Source organism: Dactylosporangium fulvum, from assembly GCF_025137375.1.
Classification (GTDB): Bacteria; Actinomycetota; Actinomycetes; order Mycobacteriales; family Micromonosporaceae; genus Dactylosporangium; species Dactylosporangium fulvum.
The window spans coordinates 4,814,171-4,830,767 of record NZ_CP073720.1 but is presented as its reverse complement, the minus strand read 5'-3'; the positions used below and the strand labels follow the sequence as shown (position 1 = coordinate 4,830,767).

The following is a 16,597-nucleotide window of genomic DNA, read 5'->3' as shown; positions in this document are numbered from 1 at the left end:
CCCATTTACTCCTCAGGCCGGCGTGCCGGCCGGTGTTCGCCGGAACGGCGTTCTCGGCCGCTCCCAACCTTCTGTCGTCCCCGATGCTGGTTGTCCGAGTCGTCGCGGCCGCCGCCGTCCCGACGTTCGGCTCGGTGGCCGGGCTCCTGGCGGGCTTCCCGTTGCCGCCGTTCCTGCCGCACGGCCGCGTTGTGGTCGAGCGCGACCTTGCTGTCGCGGATCTCGCCGCGCCAGCCCTCGACGCTGTCGGGATGCAGGATCGTCTGGGTCGTCGCGTGCCGCGCGAAGTGCTTCAGCTCCAGCCTGGCCCGGCGGCCCTGTGCCCGCCAGAGATTCCCCGTTCGCTCGAACAGGCCCTTCGGGTAGTACTGCAGGGCAAGCACGACGCGGGTCAGCGTCGGTGTGAGGGCGTGGAACGAGATGGCGCCGTCCACGTGGCCCTTCGCCCCCTTCGAGCGCCACACGATCCGCTCGTCCGGGACCATCTTGATGATGTCGGCCTCCCAGTTCCGGTGGGACAGGAAGATCTGCGCCCGCCAGGCGAGCTTGGTTTCGTCCGTCCCGCGATCGACCTTCTCGACCTTCTTCGTGAAGCGGGGGATGTCCTCGAACTCGGTCCACTGGTCGTACGCGACCCGGACCGGCACGCCGACATCGACGTACTCGACGATGTTCGTCAGCCTGAGCTTGCGGGACTTCATCAGGCCGAACAGCTGCTTCAGCTGCGTTTTGACGGCAGCGAGCCCACCGCTGAGCGCGGCCTTGAACAGCGAGGCGCCGCCCAGCCACTCCTGCGCGCCTTTCGCCGCCGCGGCGACCGCCGGAGATTCGGTGTGCTCGGCGATGTCGGTGAGGCGTTCGGTGAGCTCGCTGACTCGATCCCGCAGGGCCGCTGCGGCGCGCTCCGCCACAGCACCTGCGAGATTGCGCGTCTCCGTGGCCACCAGCCGGGCGACACTCTCCCCGATGCCACCGTGATGCCCGTGGCCCTTCGCGGGGGTCATCGCCCGTATTCCATTCCGCCCGCCCCCAGGCAGCGCGATCATGCCGATGTGAACCGCTTACCCGGGCGTTACCACCGTAAAACCCACTCCCGTCACGTTGATCACACAACGACTATGCGCTGCTCAATCAGGACAAGAGCCGCTGTTCAATGTGCAGCCTGGCAACCGATTCGCAACGCGGCTTTTGTCAGACCACCGCCGCGATCAGTACCAGGACGCTGGCTGCGATCTCCACGACGCCCACCTGCTTCGGGGTGAGCCGACGCCTCGGCAGCAGCCAGGCCCGGGACAGCAGCAACGCGAACACCACCGCCGGGAGCAGCCCCAGCACGGCCCCTGCCGCTGCTGGTCGACGCCGAAGGCGTCGACCTCGGCGGCCTGCTGGACGGCATGCACGAGCTCATCGGCGACCACGGGGCACCGTCCTCTCACGGCTGCGGCTGCGGAGGGTGCGCCTGCGGTGGAGACAGCCCCGCCACGCCGGACGCACCGGCCGCCGTGCTCAGCATCGACTCGCGCACCGACGTGCACGAACCGCCACACGCGTAGCGGCACGCCCCCGTCCGGGCCGCACCGGTGCACATCGGCAAGGTGCCGCGGCTCGCGGCGGATCAGGCCCGGGATCTCCCGGCGCTGGTCAGCCACTCGGCGAGGACGGCGGCCTGGCTGTGTTCAACGTCGTGGGTGGCCGTCAGCAGCGTCAGCTTGTCGCGGTCGGCGATGTCTCGCAGATGGTCTACGGCCTGCCGCCGCGCAGGCTCGCGCAGTTCGGTGAGGTAGCGGCGGCGAAACTCGGCGAACCGGCCGGGTTCGTGGCTGTACCAGCGGCGCAGTTCGGTGGACGGGGCGACGTCACGCAGCCACTCGTCGAGATGCGCGTCCGCCTTGCGCATCCCCCGCGGCCAGATGCGGTCGACAAGCACCCGCCTGCCGTCCTCGGGCGAGGATTCCTCGTAGATCCTGCGGTACGTGATGTCCTTGGTCATCTCCCCATCATCGGCCTGCGCGACGGGATCGCCGACGGATGTGTCGTACTCATGGACCCGGGTAGCACAGAGCAAAGTCACGGGTTGCCACGCGTGTGCAGCATGGCAGCGTCAGACGATTGGTGCCGTCAACAAAACGGCGCCTGATCGAACGGCTAGCCAGAGGGATGGATCATGAAGAAGTCCTTTGACGTCGTCGTGATCGGAACAGGGGAAGCCGGCTCAACGGTGGCCACGCGATGCCAAGCGGCTGGCCGGAACGTGGCGATCGTCGATTCCCGGCCCTTTGGCGGCACCTGTGGGTTGCGCGGCTGTGACCCCAAGAAGGTGTTGGTGGGAGCGGCCGAGATCATCGACCGGAAACGCCGCATGGAGGGCCGGGGCGTTGCCGGGGATCTGCGCATCGACTGGCCTGAGCTGATCCGGTTCAAGGCCACGTTCACGGACCCGTTTCCCCGGCAGCGGGAGGACAGCTTCGCCAAGGAAGGGGTGGAAACCTTCCACGGGCGTGCACGCTTTCTTGACGAGCGTTCGCTCGAGGTCGGCGAGGACGTGCTCGTCGGCGACCACGTCGTCGTGGCATCCGGCGCCTGGCCGGCCAGGCTGGGCATCCAGGGCGAGAACCACCTCACCCGCAGCGACCAGTTTCTCGACCTGCAGGAGTTGCCGCGACGGATCGTATTTGTCGGAGGCGGCTACATCGCCTTCGAGTTCGGCCACATCGCGGCCAGGGCCGGGGCGACAGTCACGATCCTGCACCGGGGCGCCCGGCCGCTCAAACACTTCGACCAGGACCTCGTGGCGCGGCTGATGGAGCGCACCCACGACGTGGGCATCGACGTCCGGACCGGCACGACGGTCACGGGCGTCGAGGGAGCACCGGGCAACTTCAGGGTCACGACCTCGACGGATTCGAGGCCTGAGGTGTTCGAGACGGACATGGTTGTCCACGCGGCCGGTCGCGCACCCGAGCTGGACGATCTCGACCTGTCCACCGCCGGTGTCGAGTTCGATCGCCACGGGATCCGGGTCGACAGCCACCTGCGGAGCGTCTCGAACCCGGCGGTGTACGCGGCGGGTGACGCGGCCGGCAGCGGAGGTCTGCCCGAGACGCCCCTCGCCGAGTACGAGGGCGGCCTCGTCGCCGACAACCTCCTGGACGGCAACCAGCACACGGCGGACTACCAGGGCATGGCGAGTGTGGTCTATTCGATCCCCGCGCTGGGTGCGGTGGGGATGACCGAGCAGGAGGCTCGCGCCAAGGGCCTGTCGTTCAGCGTGAAGCAGGCGGACACCTCCGGCTGGTACTCAGCGCGGCGGGTCGCTGAGCCGGCGTCGATGTACAAGGTCCTGATCGAGAAGGACAGCGGCAGGATTCTCGGAGCTCACCTGCTGGGCCCGGAGGCCGACGAGCTCGCGAACCTCTTCGCGCTTGCCATCCGAGCCGACGTCCGAGCCGACGCGCTGAAGCATGCGCTGTTCGTCTACCCGACCCAGGCCTCCAACATGCCATGGATGGTGTAGTGCTCAAGTACCCCTTCAGCTGATTCGCAGGAGCCCGACCTGACCCGTCAGCGGGCCGGGTGACACCACGGCGGCCTCGGCCAGGGGCACGAGCTCCACGGGACCGGGCGGGACGAGGGTGGCCGCTGCCGACCGGTGTGACCGTTTCCGGTTCAGGACCTTGGTCCCGTGCGATTGGGGACCACGGCACCTGAGAACGGGAGTTCCGATCGGTGAACCTTGGTGTCGGCGGCCGGCCGGTCGTCGCCCTCACGACGAAGGAACCGCCGTGACAGCACTCCACCCGCCGGACACCGCCCGGACCCCGGCGACGGATCAGGTTCCCGGCGTGGCCCCGCTGCTGGCCGCCCGGCGCTTCCTGACCCGCGAGACGGTCGGTGACCACGGGCGCACGCTGCACCAGGTCGACCGCGACCAGTGGGAGTCGTTCTACCGCGACCGGTGGCGCTACGACCGGGTGGTCCGCTCCACCCACGGCGTCAACTGCACCGGCTCCTGCTCTTCCGCGACCGCACGGTGCCGTACTTCCTCGACTACGTGCGCCGGTACACCGATCTGCCGTTCCTGGTGACACTGCGTAACACCGGCGACGCGTGGGCCGCGGACCGCTTCCTCACCGCCGCGGACCTCGGCGAGGCGGACGGCGAGCACAAGACCGTCCTGATCGACGAGCGGACCGGCGAGCCCGTGATTCCGAACGGGTCGCTGGGCTTCCGGTACGGCGAGCCCGGTCGCTGGAACCTCGACCTCGGTGCCGTCGTCCCGGCGATCGGCCTGGACACCGACGGCGAGACCGTCGAGGTCGACTTCGCCCGGTTCGACGTGGGCGAGACCGAGGGCGGCGCCACGATCCGCCGCGGCGTGCCGATCCGGTGGATCGGCGCTCACGCCGTCACCACCGTCTTCGACCTGCTGATGGCCCAGTACGGGGTACGGCGCGGCGACCTGCCGGGTGAGTGGCCCACCGGCTACGACGACGCCGAGGCGCCGAACACCCCGGCCTGGCAGGAACGCATCACCGGAGTGCCGGCCGCGCTCGCCGCCCGCATCGGCCGCGAGTTCGCTCGCGCCCGCCGCGGTCCGCGACGCCGCCCGCCGGCCGGTGTCGTCCGGACGGTAGAGCACCATTCCGTCGGGGCGCCGTGACAGCGGCGTCCCGACTACCGTTTGTGCGCTGATCACCACGGGCAACGACATGGAGAACGACATGACGACGCAGGACAACCTCTGGCTCCGCAAGATCGCCGAGGATCCCGGCCACTCCCGCTGGTACATCCAACGGTTCCGGGACATGGCCGCGCGCGGCGCCGACCTGGCCGGTGAAGCGCGCCTGATCGACGCGATGGTCCCTCGCGGCGCCCGCATCCTCGACGCCGGCTGCGGCACCGGCCGGGTCGGCGGCCACCTCGCCGCGGCCGGGCACCACGTGGTCGGCGTCGACCTCGACCCCGAGCTGATCGCCGCCGCCCGCGCCGACCAGCCCGGCCCCACCTGGCTCGTCGGCGACCTCAGCGAATTGGACCTGCCGTCCGCCGGCATCCCGGCCCGCTTCGACGTGATCGTCTGCGCCGGCAACGTGATGACCTTCGTCGCCCCGTCCAGCCGGCAGGAGATCCTCCGCCGGTTCCGCGCCCATCTGGCCGAGCGCGGCCGCGTCGCGATCGGCTTCGGCGCCGGCCGCGGCTACACGCACGACGAGTTCCTCACCGACGCGGCGGCCGCCGGCCTCACCCCCGAACTGCTGCTGAGCACCTGGGACCTGCGCCCGTTCACACCCGGCGCAGACTTCCTGGTCGCCCTGCTGACCGGGGCCGCGTAACCAAGCAAGCGCTTGGTACGCTGGTGCATGCGATTCGGCATCCTCAGTCCCGTCGTCTTCCGTCCGCCCGGGCAGTTCAACGCCTGGGAGACCAGCGCAGGCACCGCCGAACTGGTCACCGTCGCCGAGGCGGCGGACCGGCTCGGCTACCACCATCTCACCTGCAGCGAGCACGTCGGCGTGCCGACCAGGATCGCCGCGCGGGGCGGCGGCACCTACTGGGACCCGCTCGCCACCCTGGGCTTTCTCGCGGCACGCACGACAAACATCCGGCTTGCCACCCATGTCCTCGTGCTCGGTTACCACCACCCGCTGGACATCGCGAAGCGCTACGGAACCCTCGACCGGCTCAGCGGTGGCAGGGTGGTCCTCGGACTCGGGGTGGGCAGCCTGAAAGAGGAGTTCGCGCTGCTGGGAGCCGACTTCGACGGCCGTGGCGCCGCCGCCGACGACGCGATCCGGGCGCTTCGCGCCGCCTGGGGACAGCCGGTGCCCGAGTACGAGGGCACGCACTACCGGTTCCGGGACTTCCTCATCGACCCGCACTCGCCCCGACCCCGGGTGCCGCTGTGGATCGGCGGATACACCCGGCGCTCGCTGCGGCGGGCCGTCGAACTCGGCGACGCGTGGGTCCCGTTCGGCCTGTCGCCCGAGCAGATCACCACCATGCTGGCCACGGTCGACCCGCCGGAGGGCTTCGACGTGATCCTCACGCCGCCGCCGTTGGACCCGATGGCCGACGCCGACGGCACACGTCGCCACGTCGAGAAGATGCACGCGGCGGGGGCCACGATGATGAACATCGTGCTGCGCCACCGCAGCGTGGACCACTGCGTCGAACAGCTGGCGGCCTTCCGGCAACTCTTCGCGGAGGCGGAGTGGTCGGTGCCTCACGAGCAGGTCGGCACCGGCTGATGCCGGTACACCGGGAACGCCGCGGCCGGGTCGTGCTGCTCACCATCGACCGGCCGCAGCGGCGCAACAGCCTCGACCACGCCACCCTCGATCAGGTGAGCAGCGGCCTGCGAGCAGCGGCCGCCGACCCGGAGGTGCGCGTGGTCGTGCTGACCGCGACGGGCGAGCGGGCGTTCAGCGCCGGTCTGGACCTGAAGGCGGTTGCGGAGGCCGGGATGCCGGACCCCGCCACCAGCCCGCTCCACCTCTTGCGCGGCGGGTTCCCGCTCCCGGTGCTCGCCGCGATCAACGGACCGGCGGTCGGTGGCGGGTTCGAACTGGCGTTGGCCTGTGACCTGCGGGTGGCCGCCGAGCACGCGTACTTCGCCCTGCCCGAGGTCGCCCTGGGTATCGCCGCCACCGAGGGCGGGACCGAGCTTCCGCTGCGGATCCCCCTGGCGGTGGCGCTGGAGATCGGGCTGACCGGCGACAAGCTCAGCGCTGCCCGCGCGTACGAGCTGGGCCTGGTCAATCGGGTCGTGCCGGGGCCGGAGGTACTGGCGACCGCGATCGCGCTTGCCGAGCGGATCGCGGAGCACTCGCCGGAGGCCGTACGCACCACCAAGGATCTGATGTACCGGTCGATCGCGATCGACCAGGCCACGCTGCGGGCCCGTGCCCGGGAGGCGACGGCCGGCCTGCTCGCCGGCCGGGATGCCGCCGAGGGAATGGCCGCGTTCGTCGAGAAGCGGGCACCGCGCTGGGCCGCGCTCCAGCACGATCAACCAAGCGACCGCTAGCGGGTCCCCGAGCGACCGACGCTGCGGTGCGCTCAAGCACATAAGCCCACCTGCAGGGCCCGCGCGGGCACGATAGCCACCCCGCGCCACCTCGGCCCGCGCTCGGCCGGCCGGACCGGCAGTGCGGTCAGCGTGCGGCGCCGCCGGTGGCCTCGGCCGCGAGGGCGGTCAGCAGGTTCTCGACCGCGGCATCCGAGGCCCGGCGGGTGCTCTCCACCGTCGCGGCGCCCAGGTGCGGGGTGGGCACGACCCGGGGATGGGTGAGCAGCGCGGATGGCTCCGGGGGCTCGCGGTCGAAGGCGTCGACGGTGTAGAGCGCGATCCGTCCCGACTCCAGCTCGGCCAGCAGCGCGGCCTCGTCGACGAGCGTCGAGCGGGCCGTGTTGAGCAGGACCGCGTCGTCGCGGAGCAGGGCGAGCTCGGCGGCGCCGAGGAGCGGGCCGTGCGGTGACGGCGGCACGTGCAGCGAGACGACCTCGCTGGTGCGGAGCAGGTCCGCCAGGGGCAGCAGCGGCACGTCGCCGGCGTCGGTGACAAACGGGTCGTGGGCCACGACGCGCATGCCGAGGCCGCGTGCGAGGTGCGACAGCTTCCGGCCGATGGCGCCGAAGCCGACGACACCGAGGGTACGTCCGGTCGCCTCACGGCCGACGCTGCGCTGCCAATTCCCGGCACGCAGGGCGGCAGCGGCCGCGGGGAGCCCGCGCAGGCCCAAGAGTGCCAGGGCGAGGGCGAGCTCGGCGACCCCTTGCGCGTTGGCGCCGCGGGCGGTCAGCACCCGGATGCCGGCCGCCGCGGCGGCGGAGGCGTCGATGGCGTCGCTGCCCGCGCCGTTGCGGCTGATCACCCGCAACGCGTCGGCGCGGGCGAGCACGTCCGCGTTGATGGTCTCGACCCCGGCGACCCAGCCGACGACGCCGGGCACCGCGGCGGCGAGCTCGTCGGTGGTCGGCTGACGGCCCGGTGCCGGCGTGACGACGGTGTAGCCGGCGGCCCTGAGCCGGTCCACGGCGGCGGACCCGGCGACCGACATCGATCGCGGCGTGACCAGGACCCGGGGCGCGCTCATCGCTGCCCCGCCGTGGTGCGCGGGTCGAGCAGCCGCAGGAGGCGTTCGACCTCGGCGGCCATCGCGTCGCGGGCCGGCGCGACGTACTTGCGGGCGTCCATGAGCTTCGGGTCGGCGCCGAGCCGTTCGCGGACCACCTGGGTGAAGACCTTGTTGAGGTGGGTGGCGATGTTGACCTTCGTCATGCCACGGGTCACCACCGTGCGCAGGGTCGCGTCGTCGACGCCGGAGGATCCGTGCAGCACCAGGGGTACCGGCACCCGGTCGGCGATGGCGGCGACGAGGTCCAGATCGACGACCGCGTCGCGGGACGCCATGGCGTGCGAGGTGCCGACCGCGACCGCGAGCGAGTCGACGCCGGTGTCCGCGCAGAACCGGCGGGCCTGCTCCGGGTCGGTGCGCACGCCGGGGGCGTGGACGCCGTCCTTGCCGCCGACCTCGCCCAGCTCGGCCTCGACCGCGACGCCGTGGGCGTGGCAGTGCTCGACGACCCGGCGGGTGGTGGCCCGGTTCTCGTCGTCGGGCAGCCCGGAGCCGTCGAACATCACGGAGGTGAAGCCGAGGCTCACCGCCTCGTGCACGAGAGCGACGTCCTCGGCGTGGTCGAGATGCAGCACGACGGGCACGTCGGCCGCCTCGGCGAGGGCGAGCGCGGCCGCCGCCAGGGGGCGCAGGCCGCCGTGGTAGCGCACCGCGTTCTCGCTGATCTGCATCACCAGCGGCGCTTTGGCCGCCTCGGCGCCGGCGACGAGTGCTTCGGCGTGTTCGAGCAGGGTGGTGTTGAAGGCCCCGACGCCGCGCCGCTCGGTTCGGGCGGCGGCGAGGATGGGGCGGGGGTCCGCGAGGGGCATGGTTCTCCTAGGGGGTTGTGCGGTGATCGCCGGGTGACGATCGGGCCGCGTGGGCACGCGTCGCCGCGCGGGCGGCGGCGAAACGGGCACGCGGCTGGTCATAGGCGGCGGCGAGCTCGGGGCGCGGGTCGGCGCGCAGCGCGGCCCGGTGCGCCGCGCGCAGCGGCCCGGTGCCGGTCCAGGCGCCGGTGCCGAGCAGCGCGAGGGCCGCCGCGCCGAGCGCGGCGCCGTGCTGCGCGGCGTCGGGGCGGCTGACCGGGCGGCCGATGAGGTCGGCGAGGACCTGCAGCATGAGGCCGCCGCGGGCGCCGCCGCCGGTCGCGGTGAGCTCGGGCGCGGCGGGTACCGCGGCGAGCATCGTGTGCGCCGCGTCGGCCAGGCTGAAGCCGATCCCTTCGACCACGGCACGGGCCAGGTCGCCGTGGGTGTGTCCGAGGTCGAGCCCCAGCAGCGCGCCGCGCACCGCAGGGCCGCCCTCGGCGACGGTGCCGCCGGCCAGGGTCGGCACGCAGGTGAGGCCGCGGGCGCCGACCGGCGCGGCGGCCGCCTCGTCGAGCAGGGCGTCGAGGTCGTCCGCGCGGCCGAGCATGCCGGCCAGCCAGGTCAGGCTGCTGCCGCCGCCGAACGTGGACAGGGCCGAGATGTACAGGCCCGGCAGGACGTGGTCGAACACGAACGGTCGGGTCACGTCGTCGAGGACCGGCTCGGCGCCGGCGACGGTGACCCAGTTGGACGAGCCGAGCGAGATGTACGCCTCGCCGGGGCGGTCCAGGCCGGCGCCGAGGGCCATGCACGCGTTGTCGACGCCGCCGGCCACCACGGGTGTCCCCGCGGGGATCCCGGTCGCGGCGGAAGCCTCGGCGCTGACCCGGCCGACGACCCCGGCCGACGGCACGATCGGCGGCCACCACCCGGCGGGAACGCGGAGCGCGGCCGACACGCCGGGAATCATCCGGCGGGTCGCGAGGTCGTAGGCGCCGCTGCCCGAGGCGTAGCTCGGGTCGGTGCGCCGGACCCCGGTGAGGCGCGCGTTGACCCAGTCCTTGCTGCCCAGCACGTGTGCCGTCCGCGCGGCGACGTCCGGGTGCTCGGCACGCAGCCAGGCGGCCTTGAACACGGTGTACATGCCGCGCGGGAAGCCGTTGCCGGTGCGCCGGTACCACGCCGTCTCGTCGGTGCCGGCGAAGTACGCCGCGGCGGCGTCCTCGCCGCGGATGTCCGACCAGATCGGCACCGTTTCCAGCAGCGTCGTGCCGTCGGCGTCGACCGGGACCATCGCCAGGCTGTGCCCGGACAGCCCGACCGCGACGACGCGGTGCCGGCCGGCGTCGGCGGCCAGCAGCTCGCGGGCCGAGCGTCCGAGCGCGTCCCACCAGTCGGCCGGGCGCTGTTCGTGCCGGCCCGGGGCCGGATAGCTCGTCGGGTAGGGGACGAACGCGGTGCCGGCCACCCGGGCGTCGAGGTCGACGAGGGCGGCCTTGCATCCGCCGGTGCCGAGGTCGAAGGCGAGCGCCGCCTCGCTCGGGCCGGTCATGCCGTCGCCTCGGGGGATGTGCCGGAGCGCATCCGCGACAGCCGGGTCTTCATGGTGCGGATGTCGCGCAGCGCGGACTCGTCGCGGCGCAGCAGCACCTTCGTGGCCAGGACGTCGACGACGACGAGCTGGGCGAGGCGGGAGATCGTCGGCGTGTAGACGTCGGTGTTGTCCAGCGACTCCACAACGAGCGCGATGTTGCTCAGCTCCGCGAGGGGCGACGGGCCACCGGTGATGCCGATGACCGTCGCGCCGCGCTCCCGGGCGACCCGGACGGTGTCGAGGATCGAAACGGTACGTCCGGTGTTCGAGATCGCCACGAACGCCGTCGCGGGCGTGCTGGTGGACGCGGCGAGGAACTGCTGGTGGGTGTCGATCGGCGCGGAGCACGGCACGCCGAACAGCGGGAACTTCTGCTCGGCGTCCATCGCCACGATGCCGGATGCGCCGAGACCGATGAAAACGATGTGCGAGCTGGACGCGAGGGCGTCGACGGCCCGGTCGAGCGCGGACAGGTCGAGGTGGCGCCGCACGTGGTCGAGTGAGGTGATCGAGAAGTCGAAGATCTTGCTGACCGTGGTGGCGGTGTCGTCCTCGGCCTCGATGACCGACTGCGTGGCGGGGATGCCGAGCGCGACGCTCTGCGCCAGCTGGATCCGGAAGTCGTGGAAGCCGTCGCAGCCGATCGCGTTGGCGAACCGGACGATGGTCGGCTGGCTGACGCCGGCGGCCTCGGCCAGCTCGGCGAGCGTCATCTGCACGACGGCGTGCGGAGAGGCCAGGATGACGTCGGCGACCTTGCGCTCGGAGCGGCGCAGTTCGGGCAGGCGCTGGTTGACGCGCTCCAGCACCGGTCCGTTGCCAGGTCCGTTGCTCATCGGCGGCCCGCCAGGTCGAGGGTGCCGCCGTGCTCGGGCACGCGGACGGTCACGCCGCGGCGGGCGGCGAGGGCATGGTCGAACGTGGCCGGATCGGCCGTGTTGAAGGCGAACATGCCCCAATGATGTGGCACGAGCGTGCCGATACCCGCGTGGGCGCACAGTTCGACCGCCTCGGCGAAGTCGAAGTTGCCGGGCACCCCGTTCGCGAGCCGGTCCGCGTCGCGGCCGTTGACCGGCAACAGAGCGACGTCGACGGCGAGCCCGCGCAGTCGTTCGGCCAGGCCGTCCCACGGCGCGCAGTCGCCGGAGTGGTAGATCCGGACGCCGGCGGCCTCGATGACGTACCCCAGGAACCGGTCGTTGCCGTCGCCGTCCACGACCCGCTCCTCGTGCGCGGACGGTACCGCCGTCACCGTGAACGGCCCGTACCCGACGCGTTCGCCGTCGGCGAGCGGGTCGAGCCGCGCCGCGTCCGCCGCGGAGCGCCGCAGCGCCTCGTCGAGCACCGCGCGGGGGCAGGCGAGCCGCACGTCCGGCTGGGCGGCCATGAGCGGTGCCAGGGTGTCCGGGTCCATGTGGTCGGTGTGCGCGTGCGAGCACAGCACCGCGAGCAGCGGCGGCAGGTCGTCCACCGTCACCGGGGCGGGGCGCAGCCGGACGTGCGGGAAGCGCTTCCCCGCGTACTTGCGGGCCAGTGAGTCCGACAGGTACGGGTCGACGAGCAGGTGCGCGTCGTCCAGCGTCAGCCGGAAGCCGGCCTGGCCCAGCCACTGCGCGAGCACCGTCACCGCACCCCCTGCGCGGCGTCGTAGAGCCGGTCGAAGCCCGGGCCGGCGGTCGGGATGCCCAGGTCGAAGACGGCGTCGATCACCCGGGTCCAGCCGTGCACGAAATACCGCCAGCCGTCCTCGACGGTCAGCCCGTCGGCCTCGGCGCGGGCCCGGGCCTGCCGCAGGAAGCCCAGCTCGCCGCGGTAGTTGAACTCCCACACGTACCCGCCGGGCGGGAACACGGCGGCGTCGCTCAGCGGCGAGCCGGGCCGGTCCTTGCCCATGCCGGTGGCGTTCACCACCAGCGCGCCCGGGGCGAGGTCGGCGAGCAGCGCGTCGTGCACGTCGCCGGGTTCGACGCGGTGCGTCCGCCAGGCGATGCCGGGGTCGCCCTGTGCCGTCGCGGTGGTGATGGCGCCGAGCCGGCCGGCGTCGACGTCGGTGACGACGACCCGCGCCGGCGCGTCGGCGCCGACCCGGTAGGCGAAGTAGTCGCACAGCGCGAGGGCGGCGCCGCCGGCGCCCATGACGAGCACGTCACGGCCGACCAGCTTCGGCACGATGGCGTGCAGCGACAGCTCGCTGGTGATCGTGTCGAGGGCCAGGCCGTCGATCCAGCCGTTGCGGGCCACCAGCGCGCTGACCTCGTGCAGCCGGGCGGCGTCGGCGTTGACCTCGCGCAGCAGGTCGTGGCACGACGCGTACAGGTCGAGCTTGTGGGTCGTGACGAGGGCGCCGCGTGACAACGGGTCGTCGCGGAGGTGCTCGACGACGCGGCGGTAGGCGTCCGGGTGGGCCCCGACCGGGATGTCGACGCCGACCAGGTCGACGTCGTCGAGACCGAGCAGCGGCCGCCAGGCGGCGAAGACGCGGTGGATCGCGGACGAGCCGGTGGTGACGCCGACGAAGTACAGGGTGGGCCGCGCGGCCGGGCGCAGCGTCTCGGGGGTCATGCCCGGTCCTCCCCGGCCTCGGCGACCAGGCGGACGGCGTGGGCGGTGTTGATGCCGAACCGGGTGGCGCCGGCGTCGAGCAGCTCCCGGATCTGCGCCAGCGACCGGATGCCGCCGGAGGCCTTGATCTCGCGGTCCGCCCCGGCGATCTCGCGGATCACCCGGACGTGTTCGGCGGTGGTGGGGATGCCCTGCCAACCGGTGCCGGTCTTCAGCGAGGCGGCGCCGGCGTCGACGGCGGCCCGGGCGGCGGCGCGGAGCTGTTCCCCGTCGAGCAGGCCGACCTCGAGGATGACCTTGACCGGCACCCGGCCGGCGACGGCTTCCAGCACCGCGGCGACGTCGCGGGTGGCGGCGGCGAGCTCGCCGGAGCGGACCAGGCCGATGTTCATCACGACGTCCATCTCCTGCACGCCGGCGTCGAGCAGCCAGCGGGCCTCGGCGACCTTGACCGGGGTGGCCGAGCCGCCGGAGGGGAAGCCGACCGGTGAGCCGGCGTTCGTGGTGGAGCCGGCGAGCAGCGGGCGCAGTACCGGCAGCCAGGACGGCAGCACGTGCGCCGCGACGAAGTCGCCCTCCAGGGCGTGGCGGGCCAGCTCCTCGACGTCCGTGCGCCCGTGCTGGGCCTGCACGGCGCTGATGTCGATCATCCGGGCCAGGGCGTGCCCGGTCAGTTCAGCGGGGGACATAGGTGGGGTTCTCCTCCAGCCGCCAGGCCATGGCGTCGGCGACGGCGCGGTGCCGCATGCCGCCCGACCGGGCGATGATGCCGTAGTCCTGGCCGGCGTCGGCGGGGTAGCAGAACAGGGTGACGAGGTCGCTGTCGCCGATGTTGACGCTGCGGTGGATGTGCACCGGCGGCACGTACGCGACGACGCCGGGGCGCAGCTCGGTCACCACGGTCCGGCCGTCGAGGGTCTCCATGAGCATCAGGCCGTGGCCGGACAGGCAGTGGTAGATCTCGGCGCGGTCCTGCCGGGCGTGGATGTGGCCGCGGGTCATGTGGAACTCGGCTCCGACCCGGCCGGGCGACAGCGTGGAGATGCCGGTGATGAGGTCGCCGTTCGCGCCTGAGGGGCGGAACTCGTCGACGTGGTAGATCACCCGGTCGGGCTCCAGTGCCAGGCGTGCGGCGTACGCCTCGGCGTCGGCGAACAGCCCGTCGAGGTCGGACAGCTTCTTCTCGTAGCGACCGGTGCGGCCCGTCATCCCGTGCGGGGTGATGACGAGAGCCGGTCCTGGCAGCGGTTCGGACACCGTGCTCCCTCTGCTCGTCCGTAGCGCTGACCCAATGCAACGCCGTCTTCGGTCTCTGTTTGTAGCAAACTTACAAGACGCTGTCACCCTCGGCGTGATCACAACGACATGGATGTAGTAAACATCCGAAAATCTCAATCCAGCCGAGGACTCCTCCCCCGGATCGAGGGAGCTATTGGCCCGATTTATTCGGACAGACTGCACGAAACGTCAACACCGAGCCAGCTGGCTAGGTCATCGCTGTGTAATATTTGGCAAATCTCCCGTTGACAACACTCTGGCTGCTTGTAGTGTGACTCCACGCAACATGTGGGAACCCACAGGATCGGTGAAGGGGATGTGGCCATGAACGCGTCCGCACGCCGCCGCGAGATCGCCGATCTCGTGCGCACGGCGGGCCAGGTCGTGGCGGCCGACCTGTCGGCCCGCTTCGCGGTCAACGCCGAGACCATCCGGCGCGACCTCTCCGTGCTGGAGGCCTCGGGGGACCTGCGACGCGTGCACGGCGGCGCGATCGCCCGCACGGCGCTCGCCGTCGAGGGAAAGGTCTCCAACCGCATCGCCGAACGGCGCGACGAGAAGCTCGCCATCGCCCGCGTCGCCGCCGCGGAGATCCCGCCCTTCGGCACCATCTTCATCGAGGCCGGCTCGACCACCGGCCACCTTGCGCAACTCCTGCCGGACCGCGGCGACCTGCTCATCGTCACCAACGCCCTGCAGATCGCCCTCGAACTGACCGACCTCGGCCGCAGCACCGTCATGACCATCGGCGGCCGGGTGCGCCCGGCCAGCTACGCCGAGGTCGACACCTGGGCCCTCGAACGCCTCGCCGGACTGCGGTTCGACGTGGCGTTCGTCGGCGCGAACGCCATCGACCTGGCCTGGGGGCTCTCCACCCCCGACCCCGCCGAGGCCGCGGTCAAGGCGGCCATTCTCGCCTCGGCGCAGAAGGCCGTGCTCATGACCGACCACACCAAGTTCGGCCTGCAGGCCGCCTGCCGCTACGGCGCGATCGAGGACATCGACCTCGTCGTCACCGATCGCGGCATCGACCCCGCAACCATCGACGAGCTCCACGGCCTGGGCCTGAAGGTCCGGCTCGCGGACGACTGAAGCTTCCCGGCAGGCCACCCGGTGGCCACGACGCCGACATCACCCCTGGAGGAACCATGACATACCGAACCCGGCGCAAGGTCTTCGCCCGCAGCGCCGCCGCACTGCTGTCCGTTGCGCTGTTCACCGCGGCCTGCGGCGGCGGCGACAAGGCTGCGGAGAGCGGCCCGAGCGAGGCGATCTCCGGCCGGCCGGCCCCGACCGACCAGAAGCCGGACAGCCAGGTCAAGGTGGCCATGATCGGCTTCGCCAACAACCCGTACTGGGTCTCCGTGAAGGCCGGTGCGGACTACGCCAACCGCGTGCTCGGCTCGCACAACGGGAAGGTCGACTGGATCGTCGCCGGCGACAACATCGACGTGCAGACGGTGTCCAGCGCGATCCGCGGCGCCGACGCCCAGGGGTACAAGGGCATCGGCTTCTTCATCGCCGGCGAGGGCAACTGCGCCGACATCAAGACGCTGTCCGCCAAGGGCGTCAAGCTGGGCGCCTACAACACCCTCTTCGACTGCGTCGGCAAGTCCGGCGGCAGCGTCAACTACGCGCAGGAGCAGTACAAGGCCGGCAAGACCGCGGCAGAAGAGATGATCAAGGCCACCGGCGGCAAGGCCGGCAAGGTCGGCGTCATCGTCAGCCAGTTCACCGCGCCCGGCTCGGAGCAGCGCCGCAAGGGCTTCGTCGACGGGCTGCAGGGCTCCAACCTGACCCTGGTCGGTCAGGGCGTCGAGGCCAAGGACTCCGCGTCGAACACCTACTCCGCCGCGCAGAACTACCTGCAGTCCAACAGCGACCTGGTCGGCATCTACGCGACCGCCGGCGGCCCGTTCGGCGCCGCGCAGGCCGTCGCCGCGGCCAACAAGCAGGACACCGTCAAGGTCATCGGCTTCGACATCACCACCGAGAACATCGACGCCATTAAGAACGGCTCGATGTACGGCGTGATCGGCCAGGACGCGTTCGGCCAGGGCTACAACGTGGCGATCCAGCTGTTCAACGCCGCCGTGACCGGCAACAACCCGGACCAGGTCGTCCAGGAGGCCGAGGCCCCGTTCGTCACGAAGGACAACCTGGCCCGGCACGACCCGTCCGCGGTTCCGCTCGGCACGCCGGGCGCCTCCTGATCCGGGAAAGCACCCGCACCC

Annotated in this window: 17 protein-coding genes and 1 pseudogene; 7 read left to right on the top strand and 11 right to left on the bottom strand. The window is 72.0% G+C overall.

The window, feature by feature from the left end; translation table 11 throughout:
• Positions 1–5 precede the first annotated feature (5 nt).
• The 3 genes from Dfulv_RS22645 to Dfulv_RS22635 form a co-directional block, all read right to left on the bottom strand.
• Entirely contained in the window at positions 6–1,004 is a 999-nt protein-coding gene (locus Dfulv_RS22645; RefSeq protein ID WP_259866513.1) for an SRPBCC family protein, read from the bottom strand.
• A 187-nt stretch (positions 1,005–1,191) separates the two neighbouring features.
• Positions 1,192–1,335 (bottom strand): hypothetical protein, encoded by a 144-nt coding sequence (locus Dfulv_RS22640; RefSeq protein WP_259866511.1) that lies wholly within the window; start codon positions 1,333–1,335, stop codon positions 1,192–1,194.
• Positions 1,336–1,615: 280 nt separating this feature from the next.
• Positions 1,616–1,990: a DUF488 domain-containing protein gene (locus tag Dfulv_RS22635; protein ID WP_259866509.1), complete on the bottom strand. Its 375-nt coding sequence runs from the start codon at positions 1,988–1,990 to the stop codon at positions 1,616–1,618.
• A gap of 174 nt (positions 1,991–2,164) precedes the next feature.
• On the opposite strand from Dfulv_RS22635, the gene Dfulv_RS22630 reads away from it, so the two are divergent.
• From Dfulv_RS22630 to Dfulv_RS22610, 5 genes and pseudogenes are all read left to right on the top strand, one after another.
• Entirely contained in the window at positions 2,165–3,514 is a 1,350-nt protein-coding gene (locus Dfulv_RS22630; protein ID WP_259866507.1) for a dihydrolipoyl dehydrogenase family protein, read from the top strand.
• Positions 3,515–3,782: 268 nt separating this feature from the next.
• Positions 3,783–4,582 (top strand): annotated as a pseudogene (locus Dfulv_RS22625) (hypothetical protein); the annotation flags it as partial.
• Between the two features lie 139 nt (positions 4,583–4,721).
• The gene (locus tag Dfulv_RS22620) at positions 4,722–5,333 is read left to right on the top strand and encodes a class I SAM-dependent methyltransferase (protein WP_259866505.1); all 612 of its coding nucleotides are present in this window, start codon (positions 4,722–4,724) and stop codon (positions 5,331–5,333) included.
• A 27-nt stretch (positions 5,334–5,360) separates the two neighbouring features.
• Positions 5,361–6,248: an LLM class F420-dependent oxidoreductase gene (locus tag Dfulv_RS22615; RefSeq protein WP_259866503.1), complete on the top strand. Its 888-nt coding sequence runs from the start codon at positions 5,361–5,363 to the stop codon at positions 6,246–6,248.
• Complete coding sequence (locus Dfulv_RS22610; RefSeq protein ID WP_259866501.1) at positions 6,248–7,027, top strand: enoyl-CoA hydratase/isomerase family protein; 780 nt, start codon at positions 6,248–6,250, stop codon at positions 7,025–7,027. The genes Dfulv_RS22615 and Dfulv_RS22610 overlap by 1 nt, the downstream gene beginning before the upstream one ends.
• Before the next feature lie 127 nt (positions 7,028–7,154).
• On the opposite strand, the gene Dfulv_RS22605 is transcribed toward Dfulv_RS22610, so the two are convergent.
• From Dfulv_RS22605 to Dfulv_RS22570, 8 genes are read right to left on the bottom strand one after another with little or no spacing between them, the layout of a single operon-like run.
• A complete protein-coding gene (locus tag Dfulv_RS22605; RefSeq protein WP_259866498.1) occupies positions 7,155–8,096 on the bottom strand; it encodes an NAD(P)-dependent oxidoreductase in 942 nt (313 codons plus the stop codon).
• Complete coding sequence (locus tag Dfulv_RS22600) at positions 8,093–8,947, bottom strand: class II fructose-bisphosphate aldolase (protein WP_259866496.1); 855 nt, start codon at positions 8,945–8,947, stop codon at positions 8,093–8,095. The genes Dfulv_RS22605 and Dfulv_RS22600 overlap by 4 nt, the downstream gene beginning before the upstream one ends.
• A 7-nt stretch (positions 8,948–8,954) precedes the next feature.
• Positions 8,955–10,481, bottom strand: a complete 1,527-nt coding sequence (locus Dfulv_RS22595) for a xylulokinase (RefSeq protein ID WP_259866494.1) — start codon at positions 10,479–10,481, stop codon at positions 8,955–8,957.
• A complete protein-coding gene (locus Dfulv_RS22590) occupies positions 10,478–11,359 on the bottom strand; it encodes an SIS domain-containing protein (protein WP_259866491.1) in 882 nt (293 codons plus the stop codon). The genes Dfulv_RS22595 and Dfulv_RS22590 overlap by 4 nt, the downstream gene beginning before the upstream one ends.
• Positions 11,356–12,150 carry an MBL fold metallo-hydrolase gene (locus tag Dfulv_RS22585; RefSeq protein WP_259866489.1) on the bottom strand — a complete coding sequence of 265 codons (795 nt, stop codon included), beginning with the start codon at positions 12,148–12,150 and terminating at the stop codon, positions 11,356–11,358. Before Dfulv_RS22585 ends, Dfulv_RS22590 begins: the two co-directional genes overlap by 4 nt.
• Positions 12,147–13,085 (bottom strand): hypothetical protein, encoded by a 939-nt coding sequence (locus Dfulv_RS22580; protein ID WP_259866487.1) that lies wholly within the window; start codon positions 13,083–13,085, stop codon positions 12,147–12,149. Before Dfulv_RS22580 ends, Dfulv_RS22585 begins: the two co-directional genes overlap by 4 nt.
• A complete protein-coding gene (gene deoC / locus Dfulv_RS22575) occupies positions 13,082–13,774 on the bottom strand; it encodes a deoxyribose-phosphate aldolase (RefSeq protein ID WP_259866485.1) in 693 nt (230 codons plus the stop codon). The genes Dfulv_RS22580 and deoC overlap by 4 nt, the downstream gene beginning before the upstream one ends.
• On the bottom strand, positions 13,761–14,342 hold the full coding sequence (locus Dfulv_RS22570; RefSeq protein WP_259866483.1) for a glucose-6-phosphate isomerase family protein: 582 nt from the start codon (positions 14,340–14,342) through the stop codon (positions 13,761–13,763). Before Dfulv_RS22570 ends, deoC begins: the two co-directional genes overlap by 14 nt.
• Before the next feature lie 345 nt (positions 14,343–14,687).
• On the opposite strand from Dfulv_RS22570, the gene Dfulv_RS22565 reads away from it, so the two are divergent.
• Together Dfulv_RS22565 and Dfulv_RS22560 are read left to right on the top strand one after the other, a co-directional pair.
• The gene (locus tag Dfulv_RS22565) at positions 14,688–15,455 is read left to right on the top strand and encodes a DeoR/GlpR family DNA-binding transcription regulator (RefSeq protein WP_259866481.1); all 768 of its coding nucleotides are present in this window, start codon (positions 14,688–14,690) and stop codon (positions 15,453–15,455) included.
• Between the two features lie 56 nt (positions 15,456–15,511).
• Positions 15,512–16,576, top strand: coding sequence for a sugar ABC transporter substrate-binding protein (locus Dfulv_RS22560; protein WP_259866479.1), 1,065 nt, complete (start codon positions 15,512–15,514; stop codon positions 16,574–16,576).
• Positions 16,577–16,597 lie beyond the last annotated feature (21 nt).

Excerpts from the sequence above, each read along its gene's own strand:
- Dfulv_RS22645 (WP_259866513.1), bottom strand. The coding sequence starts at position 1,004 with ATGACCCCCGCGAAGGGCCACGGGCATCACGGTGGCATCGGGGAGAGT.
- Dfulv_RS22635 (WP_259866509.1), bottom strand. The coding sequence starts at position 1,990 with ATGACCAAGGACATCACGTACCGCAGGATCTACGAGGAATCCTCGCCC.
- Dfulv_RS22630 (WP_259866507.1), top strand. The coding sequence starts at position 2,165 with ATGAAGAAGTCCTTTGACGTCGTCGTGATCGGAACAGGGGAAGCCGGC.
- Dfulv_RS22620 (WP_259866505.1), top strand. The coding sequence starts at position 4,722 with ATGACGACGCAGGACAACCTCTGGCTCCGCAAGATCGCCGAGGATCCC.
- Dfulv_RS22615 (WP_259866503.1), top strand. The coding sequence starts at position 5,361 with ATGCGATTCGGCATCCTCAGTCCCGTCGTCTTCCGTCCGCCCGGGCAG.
- Dfulv_RS22610 (WP_259866501.1), top strand. The coding sequence starts at position 6,248 with ATGCCGGTACACCGGGAACGCCGCGGCCGGGTCGTGCTGCTCACCATC.
- Dfulv_RS22605 (WP_259866498.1), bottom strand. The coding sequence starts at position 8,096 with ATGAGCGCGCCCCGGGTCCTGGTCACGCCGCGATCGATGTCGGTCGCC.
- Dfulv_RS22600 (WP_259866496.1), bottom strand. The coding sequence starts at position 8,947 with ATGCCCCTCGCGGACCCCCGCCCCATCCTCGCCGCCGCCCGAACCGAG.
- Dfulv_RS22595 (WP_259866494.1), bottom strand. The coding sequence starts at position 10,481 with ATGACCGGCCCGAGCGAGGCGGCGCTCGCCTTCGACCTCGGCACCGGC.
- Dfulv_RS22590 (WP_259866491.1), bottom strand. The coding sequence starts at position 11,359 with ATGAGCAACGGACCTGGCAACGGACCGGTGCTGGAGCGCGTCAACCAG.
- Dfulv_RS22580 (WP_259866487.1), bottom strand. The coding sequence starts at position 13,085 with ATGACCCCCGAGACGCTGCGCCCGGCCGCGCGGCCCACCCTGTACTTC.
- deoC (WP_259866485.1), bottom strand. The coding sequence starts at position 13,774 with ATGTCCCCCGCTGAACTGACCGGGCACGCCCTGGCCCGGATGATCGAC.
- Dfulv_RS22565 (WP_259866481.1), top strand. The coding sequence starts at position 14,688 with ATGAACGCGTCCGCACGCCGCCGCGAGATCGCCGATCTCGTGCGCACG.
- Dfulv_RS22560 (WP_259866479.1), top strand. The coding sequence starts at position 15,512 with ATGACATACCGAACCCGGCGCAAGGTCTTCGCCCGCAGCGCCGCCGCA.